Here is a 17,421-nt window from a genome sequence, read left to right as displayed (position 1 = left end):
CGCGGCTCTTCGGCTCCGACCGGCATGATCTCCATCGGACAGGACTTCACCGTACAAGCGCTCCACCTCGCTCAACGCTCTCCGCGGAGCGTGCCGGTGACCAATCCGTGTCCAAGATCTGTCCACGGCAGGGAGCGCGAAAGCCCCGTGCCGACGACGCGTCCGCCGTCGGCACGGGACGATTCAGCGAGTCTTCCGACGGGCCAGCGAGGCAAGGACCGCCAGAACCACCCCGCACACCGCGGCGATCACTCCGAGCACCAGCGGCACCGTGTCACCGGTAACCGCTCCCGCGACGCACGCGCATATTCCGCCTGCGATCGCGATCACAGCAAAGATTCGCACTCGCTTTATCGCATAACCCATCGACGCATCCTTCGCTCGCAGTCCAGCACTTCTTCAGGCGTTATCCGTAGGTGAGGATTTCCGCTCCGTAGTACCCCGCGGCACCGCCGAGCGCACAGCTCCCCAGCACGGCGGCGCCGGCGCCCACCGCACTGCCGACTCCGGCGCCGACCACACCGCCGACCGCGCTCGCGTAGGCGATGGTTCCGGTCTCCGCCGCTGCGCCGATTCCCGCCACGCAACCCGAGACGACTCCGAAGATGTCGCTGCCCGTGTCGAGTATGTCGGAGAAGCTGAACAGGCCCGTGGGATCGGTGTTGTTGACGGGGTCGCCTGCGGCGTAGAGGTAGGGGTTGGTTTCCTGGCCCGAGGGGTCCGGCTGGGTGAAGCGGCCGAGTGCCGGGTCGTAGTAGCGGGCGCCCATCTTGTACAACCCGGTCGGGTCGGCGTAGGCGCCGGCGTACCGGTAGGGCTGGGGGGTGGTTTCGGTCGGGGTGGTGCGCAGTGTGCCGGTGGGGCTGTACGCGTAGGTGTGGGTGCGGGTTCCGGCGTCGTTGACGAGGCCGAGGACGTTGCCGGTCGCGTCGGTGAGGTAGTAGTAGCTGGTGCCGCCGGTCCGCATGGAGTTGAGGGTGCCCGCCGGTTCCCGGATGAATCCGGTGTCCGTGCTCCCGGTGGTGGTGCCGGTCAGGCCGAGCGCGGTGTCGTGGAACCAGGTGCCGCCGAGCTTGGTGCGCTCGTCGTTGGTGGTTCCGGCGTGGACCAGGTCCCGGCCGGCACCGGCGGTGCTGATGTCGGCCAGTTGGCTGTAGTCGGTCCAACTCTCGCCGGTGCGGGGGGTGGTGGAGGCGCCTGCCGTCTCGTTGCCCGCCGCGTCGTAGGACCAGCCCGCGCTGGAGCCGTTCGAGGCGGTGAGCTGAGAGGCGTTGTTGTAGGTGTTGGCAGCGGTGCTGGGGCAGGTGGTGGAAGCGCTGCTGGTGATGTTGAGGGCGTTGCCCGCGGTGTCGAAGCAGTAGCGCCAGGAGGCGGTCCGGGTGTCGGCGGTGTCGGCCTCCTTCGCGTACCGCAACCGCTCCTGGGTGTCGTAGTAGTACGTGATCGTCTTGTCGGTGGCCTCGTCGGTGCGGGTACGGATCTTCGTACCGTCCTTCGCGCCGTCGGCGCCGTATCCGTAGGTGTAGCTGAGGTCGACCAGCGTCGTGCTGCCGGCGGCGGCCTTGATCGCCGTCGGACGGCTGGACTTGTCGAGCGTCACACTCTGCGTGGTGCCGCCGGGGTAGGTGGTCCTGGTCCGCTTGTCGTTGTTGTCGTAGGTGTAGCTGGTGGTCTTGTTCGCCGGGTCCTTCAGGGTGGTGAGGCGTCCGGCGGCGTCCCAGGTGTAGTCGGTCGTGCCGTTCGGGTCGGTGTAGTGGTCGATGTTGCCGCCGGCCGTGTACGCGAGGGTGGTCTGGGCCCCGTTCTGCAGGGTGCGTACGCTCTCGCGGTTCAGCGCGTCGAAGGTCCAGCGGGTGCTGCCCGACGCGTCCGAGCGGAACGTCTGGTTGCCGTCACCGTCCCAGCTATAGGTGACAGTCGAGTTGGTCGAGGACACCTTCGTCACGCGGTCGCGGGGGTCGTAGACGTAGACGGTCTTGATGCCCCGGCCGTCCGTGACGGTCTCCGGGCGGCCCAAGGCGTCGTAGGTGTAGGTGGTTTCGCCCAGCGGCGACGGCGGCTTGACCTTGGTCAGGTTGCCCTTGTCGTCGTAGCTGAACGACGTGGTCTGCCCGTTGAGGTCCTTCGCCGTGCAGCGCTGGCCTTCGAACCCGCCGCAGGTGGGGGTCGCCTTGTTGTACGTGTAGCTGCGGCTGCCGCCGTCCGCCCCGGCCGTGGCGACCGACAGGGTGTTGCCGGAGGTGTCGTAGCTGAAGCTGTCCTTGCGGCCGTCCGGCGCGCTGAAGTCGTTCGGCAGATCGGTGCCGGCGATCGTCTGGTACGCGGACACCGCCGCCGTCGCGCCGGTGGGGAGCTTGCCGGACAAGGGGTTGTTGCGGGTGTCGTAGCCGTAGACCGTGACGTTGCCGCCGGTACCGCCGGTGCCGGTGCCCATCGCGTCGGATGCCGTCTGCACCAGGTGGTTCTGGTAGGTCTTCGGGCGGCTGTGGTCCAGCGGGTCGGTGACCTTCGTGATCTCACCGTCCGCGTTGTGCGTGTGAACGGTCGCGTCGCCTTCGGGGTCGGTCGCCGTGGTCGTCCCCGCCGCCGACGGCGAGCCGGCGGAGTACGCGTACGTCCAGGTCGGGCCGTTCGCGCGCTTGACGGAGGTGACGCGGTTCTGGGCGTCGTAGGTGAAGGCGGTCACCGTGCCCTCGGGCGTGGTTGCCTTGGTCAGCCGCCGCGAGGAGTCGTACTCGAACCGGGTCGCCTTGCCGGCGGTGTCGGTGGTCTTGACGAGGTCGCCGCTGCCGTTGAGGTCGAAGACGGCGGTGCGGCCGGTGTGGTCCTTCGCCTGCCACTGCGAGGCGTTGGTCTTGAGCAGGTCGACCCAGCGTCCCGAGCGGTTCTCGGTGAGCTTGAAACCCTTGTGCTCGCCGCCCTCGTCGTGCTGCGCGACGGTGACGGTCCCGTTGTTGCGCTCGGTGGCCTTGGTCAGCGTCCCGTTCGCGTTGTAGGTGTCCTTGGCACCGGACTTGCGATCGGTGAACGTGTACGTGCCGTCCGCGTTCTTCTTCAGATCCTTCGAGTACCCGGTGGGCGTGGTGAACGTCCCGTCCGCCTTCTTCGCGAACCGCACGGCGCCACCGGTCGCGTCGTACACCACGACCTCGTCGGTGGTGATCTGCGCGTACCGCTCCCAACTCTGCCACCAGCGCTGGGAGACCTTGCCGTACGGGGCGTCCAGCGAGTTGTACGTACGGGCGAGCTGGATGCTCTGGCCCACGCCCGCGACGTCGAAGTCCGTTGCGGCGAGCATCAGATTGCCGTTGGACAGGTCGACCCGCGTCACCAGCGAGTCCGACAAGCGGGTATCGGCCAACTGGTGCCAGGGCACCTGCCCTTGGCCCTCGGGCACGGTCCCGGTCGTGACCAGTGCGGCCGAACCGGCGCCCGACGCACCGCGGTCGGCCCTCGTGCGCGCCTTGTCCTGCGCGGCGTACCAGGCGGCCCGCTCCGGCGCGGGAGCCGCGGCCGGCCGGGACGCCGGCGCCTTCGTCGAACCGGCCCGCACCGGTGGGACCTTCGCCTTCCCCGGCGTGGTCCACGCCGTCGTCGGCTTCGGCAGCTCCACAGCCGGCCCGGGAGCGGCGAACACCGGCAAAGACCCCGCCGCCAGCGCCACCACCGCCAGCGCGGCCGTCAGAGCGTAACGAGACGATCCACTCGATCTGCGGGCACGCCACATGGGCGTGCCGGAGGCACGTGAACGCATCAACTTCCCCCCACGGAAAGCGAGAAGCAGCAACCCCGACGGTCACCGCGCCACCACAAGCTGGCACAGCGACTCCACGAGAAACGACCCCTTTCAACGCCGAAAACACACAGAACGGCCAGGATCGGTCAAACTTGATAACCCATATGTCATGGAAACAGTTGCCGCACGACACGCTTCTTACGGTGAGCGCTCCGGTGTGCGCGGTAGCGAAGATGGCTGAAAAGCGGCCATGTGGCAATTGTTCACTCACCTCAAGGCAACCAAACAGTCAAGTTCCATCAAAGGGCAGCTCAAAAGGGCAACATCACGGCCGGTGCCTGTACCTGTGGCGATGGTGCCGGACCGTCCACCGGTTGATGTCGTTTTCTCGCCAGCCCCGGGCGTCCGTGTGCCCGATGCTTGAGTCATGCACACCGACACCGAGCGTTGCGTGCGTGCCGTCCGGTCGAAGGACGCGCGCTTCGACGGGTGGTTCTTCACCGCTGTTCTGACCACCCGGATCTACTGCAGGCCGAGCTGTCCCGTCGTACCGCCCAAGGCCGAGAACATGACGTTCCTGCCCAGCGCCGCCGCCTGCCAGCAGGCGGGGTTCCGGGCGTGCAAGCGGTGCCGGCCCGACACCAGCCCGGGGTCGCCGGAATGGAACGCGCGCGCCGACGCCGTCGCGCGGGCCATGCGGCTCATTCAGGACGGCGTCGTCGACCGCGAAGGCGTTCCGGGGCTCGCGGCGCGGCTCGGGTACTCCGCCCGGCAGATCGAGCGGCAGCTCAACGCCGAGCTGGGGGCGGGACCGCTGGCGCTGGCCCGCGCGCAGCGCGCCCAGACCGCCAGGGTCCTCATCGAGACGACGGCACTGCCGATGGCCGAGGTGGCGTTCGCCGCCGGGTTCGCCTCGATCCGCGCGTTCAACGACACCGTGCGCGAGGTGTTCGCGCTGTCACCGAGCGAACTGCGCGCCCGGAACGGGCGCGGCTCCGAACCCGCCGTCCCCGGGGTGATCAGCCTGCGGCTGCCCTACCGCGCGCCCCTCAACCCGGACAACCTCTTCGGCCATCTCGCCGCCACCGCCGTACCCGGCGTCGAGGAGTGGCGCGACGGCGCGTACCGGCGCACGCTCACCCTGCCGTACGGCCACGGCATCGTCGCCCTCGCGCCGCGCGCCGACCACATCGCCTGCCGGCTCCTCCTCACCGACCCGCGCGATCTCACCCTCGCCATCAGCAGGTGCCGCCGGCTGCTCGACCTGGACGCCGACCCCGTCGCCGTCGACGAACAGCTCGCTTCGGACCCCGAGTTGGCACCGCTGGTGGCCAAGGGGCCGGGCCGCCGGGTGCCCCGTACGGTGGACGCCGCCGAGTTCGCCGTACGGGCCGTACTGGGCCAGCAGGTCTCCACCGCCGCCGCCCGTACGCACGCGGGCCGGCTGGTCGCCGCGCACGGGGTGCCGATCGAGGATCCCGAGGGCGGGCTCACCCATCTCTTCCCCACCCCCGAGACCCTGGCCGGACTCGACCCGGCGGCCCTGGCCATGCCGCGCTCCCGCCGGACGACCCTCACCACCCTGGTCACGGCGCTCGCCGACGGCTCGCTGCGGCTCGGCGCCGACAGCGACTGGGAACAGGCCAGGGCGGAGCTGTCCGCGCTGCCCGGATTCGGCCCCTGGACGGTCGAGTCGATCGCGATGCGCGCGCTCGGGGACCCCGACGCCTTCCTCCCCGGCGACCTCGGCGTACGCCGCGCCGCCCAGGACCTCGGCCTGCCCGCCACCCCGGCGGCGCTCACGGCACGCGCGGCGGCCTGGCGGCCCTGGCGCGCGTACGCCGTCCAGTACCTGTGGGCCACCGGAGACCACCCCATCAACCACCTTCCTGGCTAAGGACATTCGACGTGCACAAGCAACACACCGTCATCGACAGCCCGTACGGCCCGCTGACCCTCGTCGCCACGGACGGCAAGCTCAGCGCCCTCTACATGGTCGACCAGCGGCACCGCCCCGCGGAGGAGACCTTCGGCGACCCGGATCCACGCCCGTTCCGGGAGGCCGAGCGCCAGCTCGCCGCCTATTTCGACGGCGAGTTGACCCGCTTCGACCTGCCGATCAGCCTCGCGGGCACCCCGTTCCAGCTCAGCGTGTGGGAACAACTCCTGCTGATCCCCTACGGAGAGACCCGGTCGTACGGCCAACTGGCCGACGCCCTGGGCAAACCCGCCGCATCGCGCGCGGTCGGACTCGCCAACGGCAAGAACCCCATCAGCATCATCGTGCCCTGCCACCGGGTCATCGGCTCGACCGGCAGCCTCATTGGCTACGGCGGCGGCCTCGACCGCAAACAGCGACTGCTGATCTTCGAAGGCGCGGCCGTCGCGGCCCCCGTCGGAGCGACGCTGTTCTAGGTCGTGTCCGCGAAGTCTCGGCTGGCTCGCGATGCCTGGCACGCACGCTCGCGGCGTTGCCGACCTGCCCGAGTAGCTCCGCTACAAGGGCACATCGGCGCCTTGCGATCGCACGCACAAGCCACCGCGAGCCCCGCCCTGAGGGGCGGACGACGATACTTCGCGGACACTCCCTAGGCGTGGAGCTCCTTGAGCAGCGCAGGCAGTGACGTGCCGATCGGCTCGCGTACGACCTCGTCGGCCAGTTCGTCGTACGGCGTCGGCTCGGCGTTGACCACGACGAGCCGCGCGCCGTGGTCGGCGGCGATGCCCGCCAGTGACGCGGCGGGCTGCACCTGGAGCGTCGTACCGACCGCGATGAACACCTCGCACGCCTTCGTGATCGCCATCGCCTGCGCCAGCACCTCGGGGTCGAGCCGCTCGCCGAACATCACCGTCGCCGACTTGAGGATCCCGCCGCACCCCCGGCACGGCGGGTCGGCCTCACCCGCCGCTACCCGGTCGAGCGCGTCCCGCATGGCGGAGCGCGCACGGCACCCGGTGCACACCACCGACCGCGCCGTGCCGTGCAGTTCGAGCACCTTGCGGTCCGGCATACCGGCGAGCTGGTGCAGCCCGTCGACATTCTGCGTGATCACCCGGACCGCCGTGCCCGACCGCTCCAGCTCCGTCACCGCGCGGTGCGCGGCGTTGGGCTCGGCGCGCAGCGCGGGACTCTCACCGCGCATCCGCCACGAGCGCCGCCGGATCTCCGGATCGCCCATGTACGCGTCGTACGTGACGAGCTTCTCGGCCTCGGGGTCCCGGCGCCACACCCCGTTCGGGCCGCGGTAGTCGGGGATGCCGGAATCCGTCGAGATCCCGGCGCCGCTGAGGATCGCGACGAGAGTCATACGGCCGAGCGTAGCTTGATCACCTCGGCGAGCGCCGACTGATTTTCGGCCGCGAGCCGCCGCTCGGCGCCGACCCGGCGACGCAGGCCTCGTAGTCGTCGGTCGCGGCCTCCCGGAACAGCCGGTGCGCCTCGTCGTCATGGCCGGCCGCCTCGGCCGTCATGCCTCGGGGTTCATGCCGCCGCCGCGGAGAGGCCGACCGGCATCACGAGCGTGGTGAAACTGCCCTGGTCGGCCGAGCGCACCAGTACGGGCCGGGTCACATCGGTGATCTCCAGCAGCACCTCAGGGCCGACCCCGGACTCCAGCGCCGCCGCCAGGACCGCCGGGTCGAAACCGATCAGCGGACCGGTGGCGCAGACGGCGGGCAACTCCCTTACGCCCGAACCGTCCGGCAGCGACACGGCGATCTCGTCCGCCCCGAGCCGGATCGCGACCGCCGGGGCGTCGAAGCCGGCGACGACGGCGAGCAGAGCCGTCCGGTCCACGATCACCCGGCGGTCCCCTGGCGCCGGCAGTATCTGCCGGTACTCCGGGAACTCCCCTTCACTCAGGGCAAGTTCACGCTCACCCTCGGCCCCGCCGAGCCTCGCGCCGACAGCTTCAGCAGTGATGACCACCTCGGCCGAGCGCGCCGCCCACGCACCCGCCTCGATCAGGTCCGCCGCCTCGACCAGCAGCCCACGCGGGGGCCCGTCCACCGCCGCCGGGTGCAGCGTCCGCACCGACAGCCGGTAGCGGTCGGTGGCCACGAGCCGCACCTCACCGTCGTCGATCTCCACGAGCACACAGCCGAGCACCGGATACTCCGGGTCGTGCCCCACCGCCGGTACGACCTGCCGCACGGCCGCCGCCAGTTCGGCGCCGTCGAGCCGTACGACCGTCGAAGCACCCTCCGACAGCGACCGCAGCACGGCCGCGATCGACGCGTCGGCGGCCAGCGTCCGCTCCCGTACGGCGCCGCGGTGCCGCTCCAGCACGGCGCGGGCCGCCGCCGACCCGTCGAGTACGACGCTGACCTCGGCCAGCGGCAGCCCCGTCGCGCGCAGCTCGCGCAGCAGCCGGGCCCCCGCCACCTGGTCCTGGCGGTAGTAGCGGTAACCGGTCGATCTGTCGACATGCGCGGGCAGCAGCACCCGGCAGTCGTCGTAGAAGCGCAGCGCGCTCGGTGCGAGACCGACGCGCCGCGCGAAGGTGCTGATGCTGAGCAGTCCAGCGGTGTCGTCCATGCCGCGATTCTCGGCGTTCGACACACTTGAAGGTCAACTCACCGGACGGCCGTTCTCCAGCTCCACCGTCCCGGCACCCGACTCCAGCGCGTCGAGCCCCGCCTGCACCCGCGGCAGGAGCGTGCCCAGCAGATACGTGGGCAGCTCGGCGCGGTCCACGAGGCGCCACGACAGCAGCTCCTCCTCCTGGAGCTTCACCGACGCCAACTGCTCGGCGTCCAGCACCCCGCCGTCGTACAGATACGTGACGATCGGCGGCCGGCCCTCACCCACCACCCAGTCGACGGCGAGCATCCGGCCCGGCTCCAGATCGAGGCCGATCTCCTCCAGCGTCTCGCGCCTGGCACCCTGGCGCGGCGTCTCGCCCTCGTCCGACTCGATGGTGCCGCCCGGCAGCACCCAGCCCTCCCGGTAGTTGGGCTCTGCGATCAGTACGCGTCCCTCGCTGTCCCTGAACAGAGTGGCGGCGCCGGCGAGGACCCTGGGGAGGCCGGCGATGTACGTGGCGTAGTCCGAAAGTGTCACACCGGAATCGTAACCGCGCCCGCCGCCGCCCCCGTCTGACCTGTGGATCCCCCGGCTCCTGTCGCGACCTGGCCCGGGGCGCCGTACCCCTCGCACAACCCGTACGGATAAGCTCAAATCGGCGCGACTGCTTGTTCGACAGCAAAGGGATTGCAAGTGACGGACGGAGCAGTACTTCGTGAGGCCGCCTGCGTGCTCATCGCGGCGGACAAATTCAAAGGCTCACTGACCGCTGTCCAGGTCGCCGAGAGGGTGACCGCGGGGCTGCTGAGCGTCGCCCCCGAAGCGACGGTGGAGACCCTGCCCGTCGCCGACGGCGGGGACGGCACGGTGGCCGCGGCGGTGGCCGCCGGATTCGAACGGCGCGAGGTACGCGTCACCGGGCCGCTCGGCGACGAGGTGACCGCGGCGTTCGCGCTGCGCGACGGCACGGCCGTCGTCGAGATGGCCGAGTCCTCCGGCCTCCAGCTCCTGCCCGACGGCGTGTTCGCCGCGCTCACCGCCACGACGTACGGCGCGGGCCAACTGCTCACCGCCGCGCTCGACGCGGGCGCGTCCCACATCGTCTTCGGCGTCGGCGGCAGCGCCACGACCGACGGCGGCGCGGGCATGCTGACGGCCCTCGGCGCGCGCCTCCTCGACGCGGACGGCCACCCCGTCGGCCCCGGCGGCGGCGGTCTGCGCGACCTCGCCACCGCCGACCTGTCCGGGCTCGACCCCCGGCTCGCCGACACCGACATCGTCCTCGCGAGCGACGTCGACAACCCCCTCACGGGCCCGAAGGGCGCGGCCGCGATCTACGGCCCGCAGAAGGGTGCGAGCGCGGCGGACGTCACCACGCTCGACGCGGCCCTCACCCACTACACCAAGGTCCTGGAGACGGCCATCGGCTCCCGCGCCACGGGCCTCGCCCACGCGCCCGGCGCCGGCGCGGCGGGCGGCATCGGCTACGGGGCCCTGGTCGGCCTGCACGCGAGCTTCCGCCCCGGCATCGAGGTCATGCTCGACGTCCTGGGCTTCGACTCCGCGCTGTCCCGCGCGACCCTCGTCATCACCGGCGAGGGCTCCCTGGACGAACAGACCCTCCACGGCAAGGCCCCCGCGGGCGTCGCGGCGGCGGCGCGCGCGCGGAACGTCGAGGTGATCGCGGTCTGCGGCCGGCTGGCGCTGCGGCCGGAGGAACTGGGCAAGGCGGGCATCCGCCGCGCGTACGCACTGAGCGACCTGGAGCCGGACGCGACGAGGTCGATGTCGCAGGCGGGTCCGCTGCTGGAACGGCTGGCGTCGAACATAGCGCGCGACTTCCTGATCTGACGGTTCCGGTCCGGCGGTGTCGCCGTCCGGCGCGGTTCGGGGTGACCGGTTGTGGTTGCGGTTGTCGCCGGGGGCCGTTCCGGGATGGTGTCCTGCGCTGCACGATTTACGGCGCGTGCTCGTCCCCCACGCGGTGCACCCGGACATGCGCCGCAAATCACGCTTTACGCTCCGGACACCACCCCTGCACGACCCCCTTCAGCCCGCGCCACGGATCGGCTACGCCACGACCACCGGCCGCGAGGGGCCGGGCGTCCACGGCAGGGACGCGGCCCCGGGCCCGCACGGACCCCGCAAGTCGCGCCCACGCGGACGTCGGACTGGCCCCACCAGGGGGAGGGGGCCGGGGTCGTAGGAGGGGGGTGTCCGGACGTAAAGCGTGGGAGCGCTAGCGATCGAGCAGTCCGGACACCCGCCTCCGGAGGCCGCGGAACCCGGAACCGGGCAAGCGGACGGCAACCAGGACCCGGCACGGGCAACGACAACCGCAACCCAGACCCCGGCAACCAAAGCCGCGCCGGACGGCGACGCCGCAGTCCGGACACCCGCCTCCGGAGGCCCCGGAACCCGGAACCGGACTAGCGGACGGCAACCCAGACCCGGCACGGGCAACGACAAGCGCAACCCAGACCCCCGGCCACCCCGCCGGACCGCGATTGGGCTGGTGCACAATCCGCGCCTCGGCCCGGTGGGACACCGCAACCGTTCCCCGCCCCGACATGGCCCCCGCCACCGCACCGATGCTGAGGTGTGGCTCCCATCTCCGGATATCACCCGGACGGAAGGAGCCTGCATGGCCGCGCTCGAAGTGCGTGCCCTGACCGTCGGCTACGGTCCCGTGCGTGCACTGCGCGACGTCTCCGTCGACGTGCCCGCCGGGCGCGTCGTCGCGGTGCTCGGCGGGAACGGCGCCGGCAAGTCCACGCTGCTGCGGGCCATTTCGCGCACCCTCGGATTCCACCGCGGCGCCGCCACCGGCAGTGTCCGGTTCGGCGGGCGCCCGCTCGACGGTCTGAGTGCCGCGCGCGTCGTGGCCGCCGGGGTGGTGCAAGTGCCCGAGGGGCGGCAGGTGTTCGCGCGGATGACGGTCGCCGACAACCTGCGCGCGGGGTCGCTGGGCGCGCCCGGCGGACGCAAGGAGGCCGCCAAGGCGCTCGCCGAGGTGCACGAGTTGTTCCCCGTCCTCGCCGAACGCGCCCGGCAGCGGGCCGGGTTGCTGTCCGGCGGTGAGCAGCAGATGCTCGCGCTCGGCCGGGCCCTGATGGCGCGGCCGAAGCTGCTGCTGCTGGACGAGCCGTCGCTCGGGCTCGCGCCGCTGATGGCCGCCCGGATCGCGGACACCGTCCGGGAGATCAACGAACGCGGTACCTCGGTGCTGCTCGTGGAGCAGAACGCGGCGATCGCGCTGCGGCTCGCCAGCAGCGCGTACGTCCTGGAGGTGGGCCAGGTCGCGCTCGAAGGCGCCGCCGACGCGCTCGCCGCCTCCGACGAGGTGCGTCGGCGCTACCTCGGTGTCGTGGACGAGACGGCCGCAGAGGACGCGGACAGCGCTCAACGGCCGGTGCTGGCCCGGTGGTCGGCGTGAGCGACATAATCCCGCGCCCGGACGACGACCGACCCGCGCGCCCGGACGACGACCAACCCGCGCGCCCGCCGGCCGAGGCACCCGCGCGCCCGCCGGCCGAGGCACCCGCGCGCCCACAGGACGAGGTGCGCCCGCTCACCCTCACCGACGTTACCGTCCGCTTCGCCGGTCTCGTCGCTCTCGACGCCGTCTCGTTCACCGTCGAGCCCGGCAGCGTGCACGCCGTGATCGGCCCCAACGGCGCCGGCAAGTCGACCTGTTTCAACGTGCTGTCGGGGGTCTACCGCGCCACCTCGGGCAGCGTCCGGCTGGGGGACGACGAGTTGACCGGGCTCGCGCCGCACCGGATCGCCGCGCTCGGCGTCGCGCGGACCTTTCAGAATCTCGCGCTGCCACCGCACGCGACGGTCGCCGAGACCATGCTGCTCGGCCGGCACCGGCTCACCAGGGCCGGGTTCGTCGCGACGGGGCTCGGGCTGCCCTCGGCGGCGCGCGAGGCGCGCCGGCATCGCGAACGGGTCGCGGAGATCGCCGAGTTCGTCGGTCTCGCCGGGGATCTCGGCCGCCCGGCCGGCGCGCTGCCGTACGGGAAGCAGAAGCTCGTCGAGCTGGGGCGGGCGCTGTGCATGGAGCCCCAAGTGCTGCTGCTGGACGAGCCGGTGGCCGGGATGACCGCCGACGAGCGGCGCCGTACGGCGGCCGTCGTCTCGGGGGTGCGGGACAGCCTCGGTATCTCGATCGTGCTGGTCGAGCACGACATGGGGGTGGTGATGCGGCTCGCCGACGCGGTGACCGTACTGGACTTCGGCCGCAGGATCGCGAGCGGTCCGCCGGAGCGTGTACAGAACGATCCGGCCGTGGTGCGGGCCTACTTGGGCGCTGACGAGGGGAGCGGTTCATGACCACGCTGATCGAGCTTCTGCTCGGCGGCATTTCGATCGGCTCGGTGTACGCGCTGATCGCGCTGGGCTTCGTGGTGATCTTCAAGGCGACCGAGGTGGTCAACTTCGCCCACGCCTCACTGCTGCTGGCCGGCGGCTATGTCACCGCGTCGCTCCACGACGACATCGGGTTCTGGCCGGCGCTCGCCGTGGGTATCGCAGGGGCGGCCGTGGTGGGCGCGGCTGTGGAGTATCTGGTGATGCGGCGCTACCGGGGCTCCGACCAGAGTGTGCTGGCGATCGTCACCATCGGCGTCGACATCCTGCTCACCACCGAGCTGACCCGCAGGCTCGGTACGGACGTACTGGCGCTCGGCGATCCGTGGGGCGACGGTGTCCTCACCCTCGGGGACATCACGATCGCCCAGACCCGGGTCGCGGCGTTCGTCGCGGCCGCCGTGCTCATCACGGGCTTCCTGCTGGCGTTCCGGTACACCAACTGGGGCGTGTCGATGCGGGCGGCGGCCGAGAATCCGGGGACGGCCGCGCTGATGGGCGTACGGCTCGGCCGGGTGTCGATGTCCGCCTGGGCCGTCGCCGGGGCGCTCGCCGCGGTGGCGGCGCTGTTCCTCACCGTCTTCCCGACACCAGGGCTTGAGCGCGCCACGTCGCTGGCCGCGCTCAAGGCGTTCCCCGCCGCGATCCTCGGCGGGCTCGACTCGACGACCGGGGCGCTGGCCGGCGGGCTGATCGTCGGGGTCACCGAATCGCTCGCGACCGGATACCAGAGCGATCTGACGTTCCTGGGCCGGGGCATCGGCGATCTCGCGCCGTATCTGGTGATGCTCGTCGTGCTGCTCGTACGGCCCGCCGGGCTGTTCGGTACGAAGGAGCTGGCCCGTGTCTGAGCTGCTGCGCCGGCCGCGGACGTACGGCTGGGCCACCGGGGGCCTGGTGCTGCTGGCCCTGCCGTTCTACCTGGACCGGTTCTGGCTCCAGGCGGGGCTGTTCGCGATGGCGGCGGCTGTCGGCGCCATCGGGCTGAATCTGCTGACCGGCGCGACCGGCCAGCTCTCCATGGGCCACGCGTTCTTCCTCGCCGTGGGCGCGTACGGCTACTGCGTCTTCGCCGGTGACGGCGGGAGCGCGGGCGGGCACCGACTGGCCGGGCTCGGGCTGCCGACCTGGCTCGCCGCCGTGCTGGCCGTACTGCTGGCGGGGGTGGCCGGCGGGATCTTCAGCCCGATCGCCGGGCGGCTGCGCGGCGCGTACCTGGGGATCGCGACGCTGGCGCTGATCTTCATCGGGCAGCATGTGCTGTTCGACGCCACGGGGCTCACCGGCGGCTTCAACGGCCGTGACGTACCGCCGCTTTCGCTGTTCGGCATCCGCTTCGACGACAGTGTCACCGTCGTGGCGGCCGTGCCGTTCCAGTCGTCGGAGAAGCTCTGGTACGTGGCGCTGGCCGCGCTGCTCGGCTGCGGCCTGTTCGCCCGCGGGGTGCTGCGGGGCCGGCCGGGGCGGGCGATGAACGCGATACGCGACCACCGTACGGCGGCCGGGGTGATGGGCGTGCCGGTGGCCCGTTACCGGGCTGCGGTGTTCGTCCTCTCCTCGATGTACGCGGGTCTGGCCGGTGTGCTGCTGGCCCTGATCTTCCAGCGGACCGTGCCGGACTACTTCGGTATGACGCTGGCCCTGGAGTACCTGGCGATGATCGTCATCGGCGGCCTCGGCTCGGTCGCCGGAGCCGTCGTCGGCGCGGCTTTCGTCTCGCTGCTGCCCCAGGTGCTCACCCACTACAGCGACGGCCTTCCGCTGGTCTCCGAGCCAGGCGCGGGCGGCGTAGCGCCCGGTGAGGCCGCCCGCTATCTGTACGGCGCCGCGATCGTCGCGGTGGTCCTGTTCCTGCCCGGCGGCCTGACCCGCCCGACCCTGTCCTCACGGGAGAAGAAATGAAGCCACGTCCCATCACCACGCTCAGAGGCGGCGCCGCGCTGCTGGCCGTCCTGGCGCTCACGCTCACCGCGTGCAGCGGCAAGGCGGCCGACAACGACAAGGAGGGTGCGGACGCCGGGGGAGTGAAGACCGGGCAGGGCGTCACCGACAAGACCATCACCCTGGGGGTCCTCACCGACCTGACGGGTGTGTACGCCTCGCTCGGCAAGAGCGTCACGCAGGCCCAGCAGCTCTGGGCGAAGCAGGTCAACGCGGCGGGCGGCATCTGCGGCCGGGACATCAAGCTGACCGTGCGCGACCACGGCTACGACCCGCAGAAGGCCGTCACGGCGTACAACGAGCTTGCGCCGAACGTGCTGGGCTTCGCCCAGTTCATCGGCTCGCCGTTCGTCGCGGCGGTCAAGCAGCGCATCGACGGCCAGGACAAGGGGCTCGTGCTGCCGCAGGCCTGGTCGGCGAGTCTGCTGGGCAGCGAGTACGTACGGGTGATCGGCGCGACGTACGACATCGAGACCATCAACGCCCTCGACTACCTCGTCAGCGAGAAGCGCATCGCCAAGGGCGACAAGGTCGGGCATGTCTACTTCGAGGGCGACTACGGCGAGAACGCGCTCGCCGGTTCGAAGTACGAGGCCGAGCAGGCCGGGCTCACCGTCGTCGAGCAGAAGATCAAGCCGACGGACAACGACATGTCGGCCCAGGTCGCGACCCTCAAGCGGGCCGGGGTCAAGGCCATCGTGATCAGCGCGGGCCCGGCGCAGACCGCGTCCTTGGTGGGTGTCGCGGCGGCGAGCGGCTTCGACGTCCCCGTCGTCGGCAACAACTCGACGTTCGCCCCGCAACTGCTCGCCACCCAGGCCGGCCCCGCGCTGATGAAGGACTACTACATGGCGGCGTCGACGCTGCCGATCGGCTCGGACGAGCCCGCGCCGGCCAAGCTCGCCAAGGAGTACAAGGCGGCCTATCCGAAGGCGGAGCTGGACAACGGCGTGGTGGCCGGTTACGTCGCAGGCACGCTTTACGGCGACGTGCTGAAGAAGGCGTGCGACGCCAAGGACCTGACCCGGGCGGGGGTCGGCAAGGCGCTGCTGTCCACGTCCTCGTACCAGGGCTTCGGTATCACGCACGACTTCTCCGACCCGGCGGCGCCGTCCACCCGGCAGTCCGTGATCATGAAGCCGGACGACAAGGTGCCGGGCGGGCTGCGGGTGGTACGGCCCGCCGAGACGGCCAAGAACGCCGAGGCGTTCCAGGTCGCGCCCGGAAGCTGAGACACGGGCCGGGAGCCGGGACACGGAGAGGGGCCCGGGTGCGATCCGCACCCGGGCCCCTCTGTCATGTTTGGCGTTCCTACTGCTCCGCGCGCGCCTCGCGGCGGTTGTCGCGGAACGTGTTCACGCGCCGGGCGGTGGCGAACAGCGGGATCACCGCGCCCGTCACCACCTGGAGCGCACAGCCGGTCTGCAGCAGCAGTTGCCCGCCGGGCGCGTCGAACGCCCAGGCCGCCAGCAGGGCCATCGCCGAGACGATCCAGCTCAGCATCGCCACCGCGAGAATGCCGCGCGGCTTCGGGTACTCGACCCGGCTCACCATCAGCCACGCCACACCGATGATGGCGAGCAGCGTGGGTACGAAGGGCAGCTCCAGCAGGACGATCGAGACGACCGTCAGCGCGCCGAAGGGGCTCGGCATGCCCTGGAACATGCCGTCCTTCAGCGTCACACAGGAGAATCTGGCCAGCCTCAGCACGACGGCCAGCAGCACCACGATCGCCGCCAGCGCCGACACCCGCTGGTGCGCGTCGTCGGCGACCATGCCGTAGACGAGGACGAAGTACGCCGGCGCGAGACCGAAGCTGATCAGGTCGGAGAGGTTGTCCAGCTCGGCGCCCATCGGCGAGCTGCGCAGCCGGCGCGCCACGAGCCCGTCGAACAGGTCGAAGATCGCCGCGCACAGCATCAGGATCGTGGCGGTGGCGGCGGAGTGCCGCGCCATGCCGCTCTCGTCACTGCCGGTGAGGTGCGGGATGAGGATGCCGGTGGTGGTGAAGTACACCGCCATGAAGCCACAGGTGGCGTTGCCGAGCGTGAGGGTGTCCGCTATCGACAGCCGCAAGGACAGCGGAATGTCTTCCGCCTCGTCCTCCTCCTGCGCCTCGGCGACCCAGCCTGTCTGAGTCTCAGGATCAATAACGGTCAATTCGAGTCACCCCTGCGGTCGTGGCCTGACCGACCTCGACAGCGACATCCACACCTTCGGGAAGGTAGATGTCGACGCGCGAGCCGAACCGGATCAGGCCGATACGCTCGCCCTGCTCCACCTTGGTGCCCTGCGGCAGATAGGGAACGATGCGACGGGCCACGGCGCCGGCGATCTGCACCATCTCGATGTCACCGAGTTCGGTGTCGAAGTGCCAGACGACGCGTTCGTTGTTCTCGCTCTCTTTGTTGAAAGCCGGAACGAACCCGCCGGGAATGTGCTCGACGGAGGTCACCGTGCCCGCGAGGGGAGCGCGGTTGACGTGAACATTCAGCGGGCTCATGAAGATGGCGACGCGGGTGCGTCCGTCCTTCCACGGCATGATGCTCTGCACCACACCGTCGGCGGGGGAGATGACGCGGCCCTGCGTGATCTCACGCTCCGGGTCGCGGAAGAACCACAGCATGCCCGCCGCGAGCGCGGTGGCGGGCACGGCGAATACGGCGGCGCCCTTGGAGCGGCGGGCACGGGCCAGGCCGATCGCTGCGGTCGCGACGGTCGGGAGGAGCCACGGCGATGCTCCGCGCGCGAGGCGGACCCGGCCGCGTGGTGCAGAGGTTTGGCTGTGGGGCATGGATGACCTTCGTAGCGGATGATGCCGCGCTGGCAACGGGGGACGGCGGCT

At 71.1% G+C, this 17,421-nt stretch carries 16 protein-coding genes; 9 read left to right on the top strand and 7 right to left on the bottom strand.

Features of this window, described 5'->3' with window-relative positions:
• Positions 1-406: 406 nt before the first annotated feature.
• The gene (locus ACZ63I_RS11170) at positions 407-3,397 is read right to left on the bottom strand and encodes an RHS repeat-associated core domain-containing protein (protein WP_469337577.1); all 2,991 of its coding nucleotides are present in this window, start codon (positions 3,395-3,397) and stop codon (positions 407-409) included.
• A 10-nt stretch (positions 3,398-3,407) separates the two neighbouring features.
• On the opposite strand from ACZ63I_RS11170, the gene ACZ63I_RS11165 reads away from it, so the two are divergent.
• The 3 genes from ACZ63I_RS11165 (at position 3,408) to ACZ63I_RS11155 (ending at position 6,151) form a co-directional block, all read left to right on the top strand.
• Positions 3,408-3,692, top strand: a complete 285-nt coding sequence (locus tag ACZ63I_RS11165) for a hypothetical protein (protein WP_469337576.1) — start codon at positions 3,408-3,410, stop codon at positions 3,690-3,692.
• Between the two features lie 471 nt (positions 3,693-4,163).
• Positions 4,164-5,633 (top strand): AlkA N-terminal domain-containing protein, encoded by a 1,470-nt coding sequence (locus ACZ63I_RS11160; RefSeq protein WP_469337574.1) that lies wholly within the window; start codon positions 4,164-4,166, stop codon positions 5,631-5,633.
• A gap of 11 nt (positions 5,634-5,644) precedes the next feature.
• Entirely contained in the window at positions 5,645-6,151 is a 507-nt protein-coding gene (locus ACZ63I_RS11155; protein WP_469337572.1) for a methylated-DNA--[protein]-cysteine S-methyltransferase, read from the top strand.
• A gap of 173 nt (positions 6,152-6,324) precedes the next feature.
• Here the strand turns inward: ACZ63I_RS11155 and ACZ63I_RS11150 are convergent, their stop codons facing one another.
• From ACZ63I_RS11150 to ACZ63I_RS11135, 4 genes are read right to left on the bottom strand one after another with little or no spacing between them, the layout of a single operon-like run.
• Positions 6,325-7,044 (bottom strand): SIR2 family NAD-dependent protein deacylase, encoded by a 720-nt coding sequence (locus ACZ63I_RS11150; RefSeq protein WP_469337570.1) that lies wholly within the window; start codon positions 7,042-7,044, stop codon positions 6,325-6,327.
• A gap of 19 nt (positions 7,045-7,063) precedes the next feature.
• Positions 7,064-7,207, bottom strand: a complete 144-nt coding sequence (locus ACZ63I_RS11145; protein ID WP_469337568.1) for a hypothetical protein — start codon at positions 7,205-7,207, stop codon at positions 7,064-7,066.
• 10 nt (positions 7,208-7,217) lie between these two features.
• Positions 7,218-8,273, bottom strand: coding sequence for a DNA polymerase III subunit beta family protein (locus ACZ63I_RS11140; RefSeq protein ID WP_469337566.1), 1,056 nt, complete (start codon positions 8,271-8,273; stop codon positions 7,218-7,220).
• Positions 8,274-8,306: 33 nt separating this feature from the next.
• Positions 8,307-8,798, bottom strand: coding sequence for an NUDIX domain-containing protein (locus ACZ63I_RS11135; protein ID WP_469337564.1), 492 nt, complete (start codon positions 8,796-8,798; stop codon positions 8,307-8,309).
• Positions 8,799-8,954: 156 nt separating this feature from the next.
• Here ACZ63I_RS11135 and ACZ63I_RS11130 point away from each other — a divergent pair, with 156 nt between their 5' ends.
• From ACZ63I_RS11130 to ACZ63I_RS11105, 6 genes are all read left to right on the top strand, one after another.
• Entirely contained in the window at positions 8,955-10,112 is a 1,158-nt protein-coding gene (locus tag ACZ63I_RS11130; RefSeq protein ID WP_469337563.1) for a glycerate kinase, read from the top strand.
• Between the two features lie 793 nt (positions 10,113-10,905).
• Positions 10,906-11,697: an ABC transporter ATP-binding protein gene (locus tag ACZ63I_RS11125; RefSeq protein WP_469337561.1), complete on the top strand. Its 792-nt coding sequence runs from the start codon at positions 10,906-10,908 to the stop codon at positions 11,695-11,697.
• 125 nt (positions 11,698-11,822) lie between these two features.
• Positions 11,823-12,599 (top strand): ABC transporter ATP-binding protein, encoded by a 777-nt coding sequence (locus ACZ63I_RS11120; protein WP_469338331.1) that lies wholly within the window; start codon positions 11,823-11,825, stop codon positions 12,597-12,599.
• Complete coding sequence (locus ACZ63I_RS11115) at positions 12,596-13,486, top strand: branched-chain amino acid ABC transporter permease (protein ID WP_041992570.1); 891 nt, start codon at positions 12,596-12,598, stop codon at positions 13,484-13,486. The genes ACZ63I_RS11120 and ACZ63I_RS11115 overlap by 4 nt, the downstream gene beginning before the upstream one ends.
• Complete coding sequence (locus ACZ63I_RS11110; RefSeq protein ID WP_469337559.1) at positions 13,479-14,537, top strand: branched-chain amino acid ABC transporter permease; 1,059 nt, start codon at positions 13,479-13,481, stop codon at positions 14,535-14,537. Before ACZ63I_RS11115 ends, ACZ63I_RS11110 begins: the two co-directional genes overlap by 8 nt.
• On the top strand, positions 14,534-15,808 hold the full coding sequence (locus ACZ63I_RS11105; RefSeq protein WP_469337557.1) for an ABC transporter substrate-binding protein: 1,275 nt from the start codon (positions 14,534-14,536) through the stop codon (positions 15,806-15,808). Before ACZ63I_RS11110 ends, ACZ63I_RS11105 begins: the two co-directional genes overlap by 4 nt.
• A gap of 79 nt (positions 15,809-15,887) precedes the next feature.
• Here the strand turns inward: ACZ63I_RS11105 and pssA are convergent, their stop codons facing one another.
• Positions 15,888-16,736, bottom strand: coding sequence for a CDP-diacylglycerol--serine O-phosphatidyltransferase (pssA, locus tag ACZ63I_RS11100; RefSeq protein ID WP_469337555.1), 849 nt, complete (start codon positions 16,734-16,736; stop codon positions 15,888-15,890).
• Positions 16,723-17,370 (bottom strand): phosphatidylserine decarboxylase, encoded by a 648-nt coding sequence (locus tag ACZ63I_RS11095; RefSeq protein WP_469337553.1) that lies wholly within the window; start codon positions 17,368-17,370, stop codon positions 16,723-16,725. Before ACZ63I_RS11095 ends, pssA begins: the two co-directional genes overlap by 14 nt.
• Between the last annotated feature and the right edge of the window lie 51 nt (positions 17,371-17,421).

Source organism: Streptomyces sp. NPDC087906 (assembly GCF_055584925.1).
Note: the sequence above shows the minus strand (reverse complement) of the source record. Positions and strands in the feature narration are given on the sequence as shown.

What these genes read in the sequence shown, in the direction of transcription:
- ACZ63I_RS11145 (WP_469337568.1), bottom strand. Translation starts at nt 7,207, where the DNA reads ATGACGGCCGAGGCGGCCGGCCATGACGACGAGGCGCACCGGCTGTTC.
- ACZ63I_RS11095 (WP_469337553.1), bottom strand. Translation starts at nt 17,370, where the DNA reads ATGCCCCACAGCCAAACCTCTGCACCACGCGGCCGGGTCCGCCTCGCG.
- ACZ63I_RS11125 (WP_469337561.1), top strand. Translation starts at nt 10,906, where the DNA reads ATGGCCGCGCTCGAAGTGCGTGCCCTGACCGTCGGCTACGGTCCCGTG.
- ACZ63I_RS11140 (WP_469337566.1), bottom strand. Translation starts at nt 8,273, where the DNA reads ATGGACGACACCGCTGGACTGCTCAGCATCAGCACCTTCGCGCGGCGC.
- ACZ63I_RS11150 (WP_469337570.1), bottom strand. Translation starts at nt 7,044, where the DNA reads ATGACTCTCGTCGCGATCCTCAGCGGCGCCGGGATCTCGACGGATTCC.
- ACZ63I_RS11105 (WP_469337557.1), top strand. Translation starts at nt 14,534, where the DNA reads ATGAAGCCACGTCCCATCACCACGCTCAGAGGCGGCGCCGCGCTGCTG.
- ACZ63I_RS11160 (WP_469337574.1), top strand. Translation starts at nt 4,164, where the DNA reads ATGCACACCGACACCGAGCGTTGCGTGCGTGCCGTCCGGTCGAAGGAC.
- ACZ63I_RS11115 (WP_041992570.1), top strand. Translation starts at nt 12,596, where the DNA reads ATGACCACGCTGATCGAGCTTCTGCTCGGCGGCATTTCGATCGGCTCG.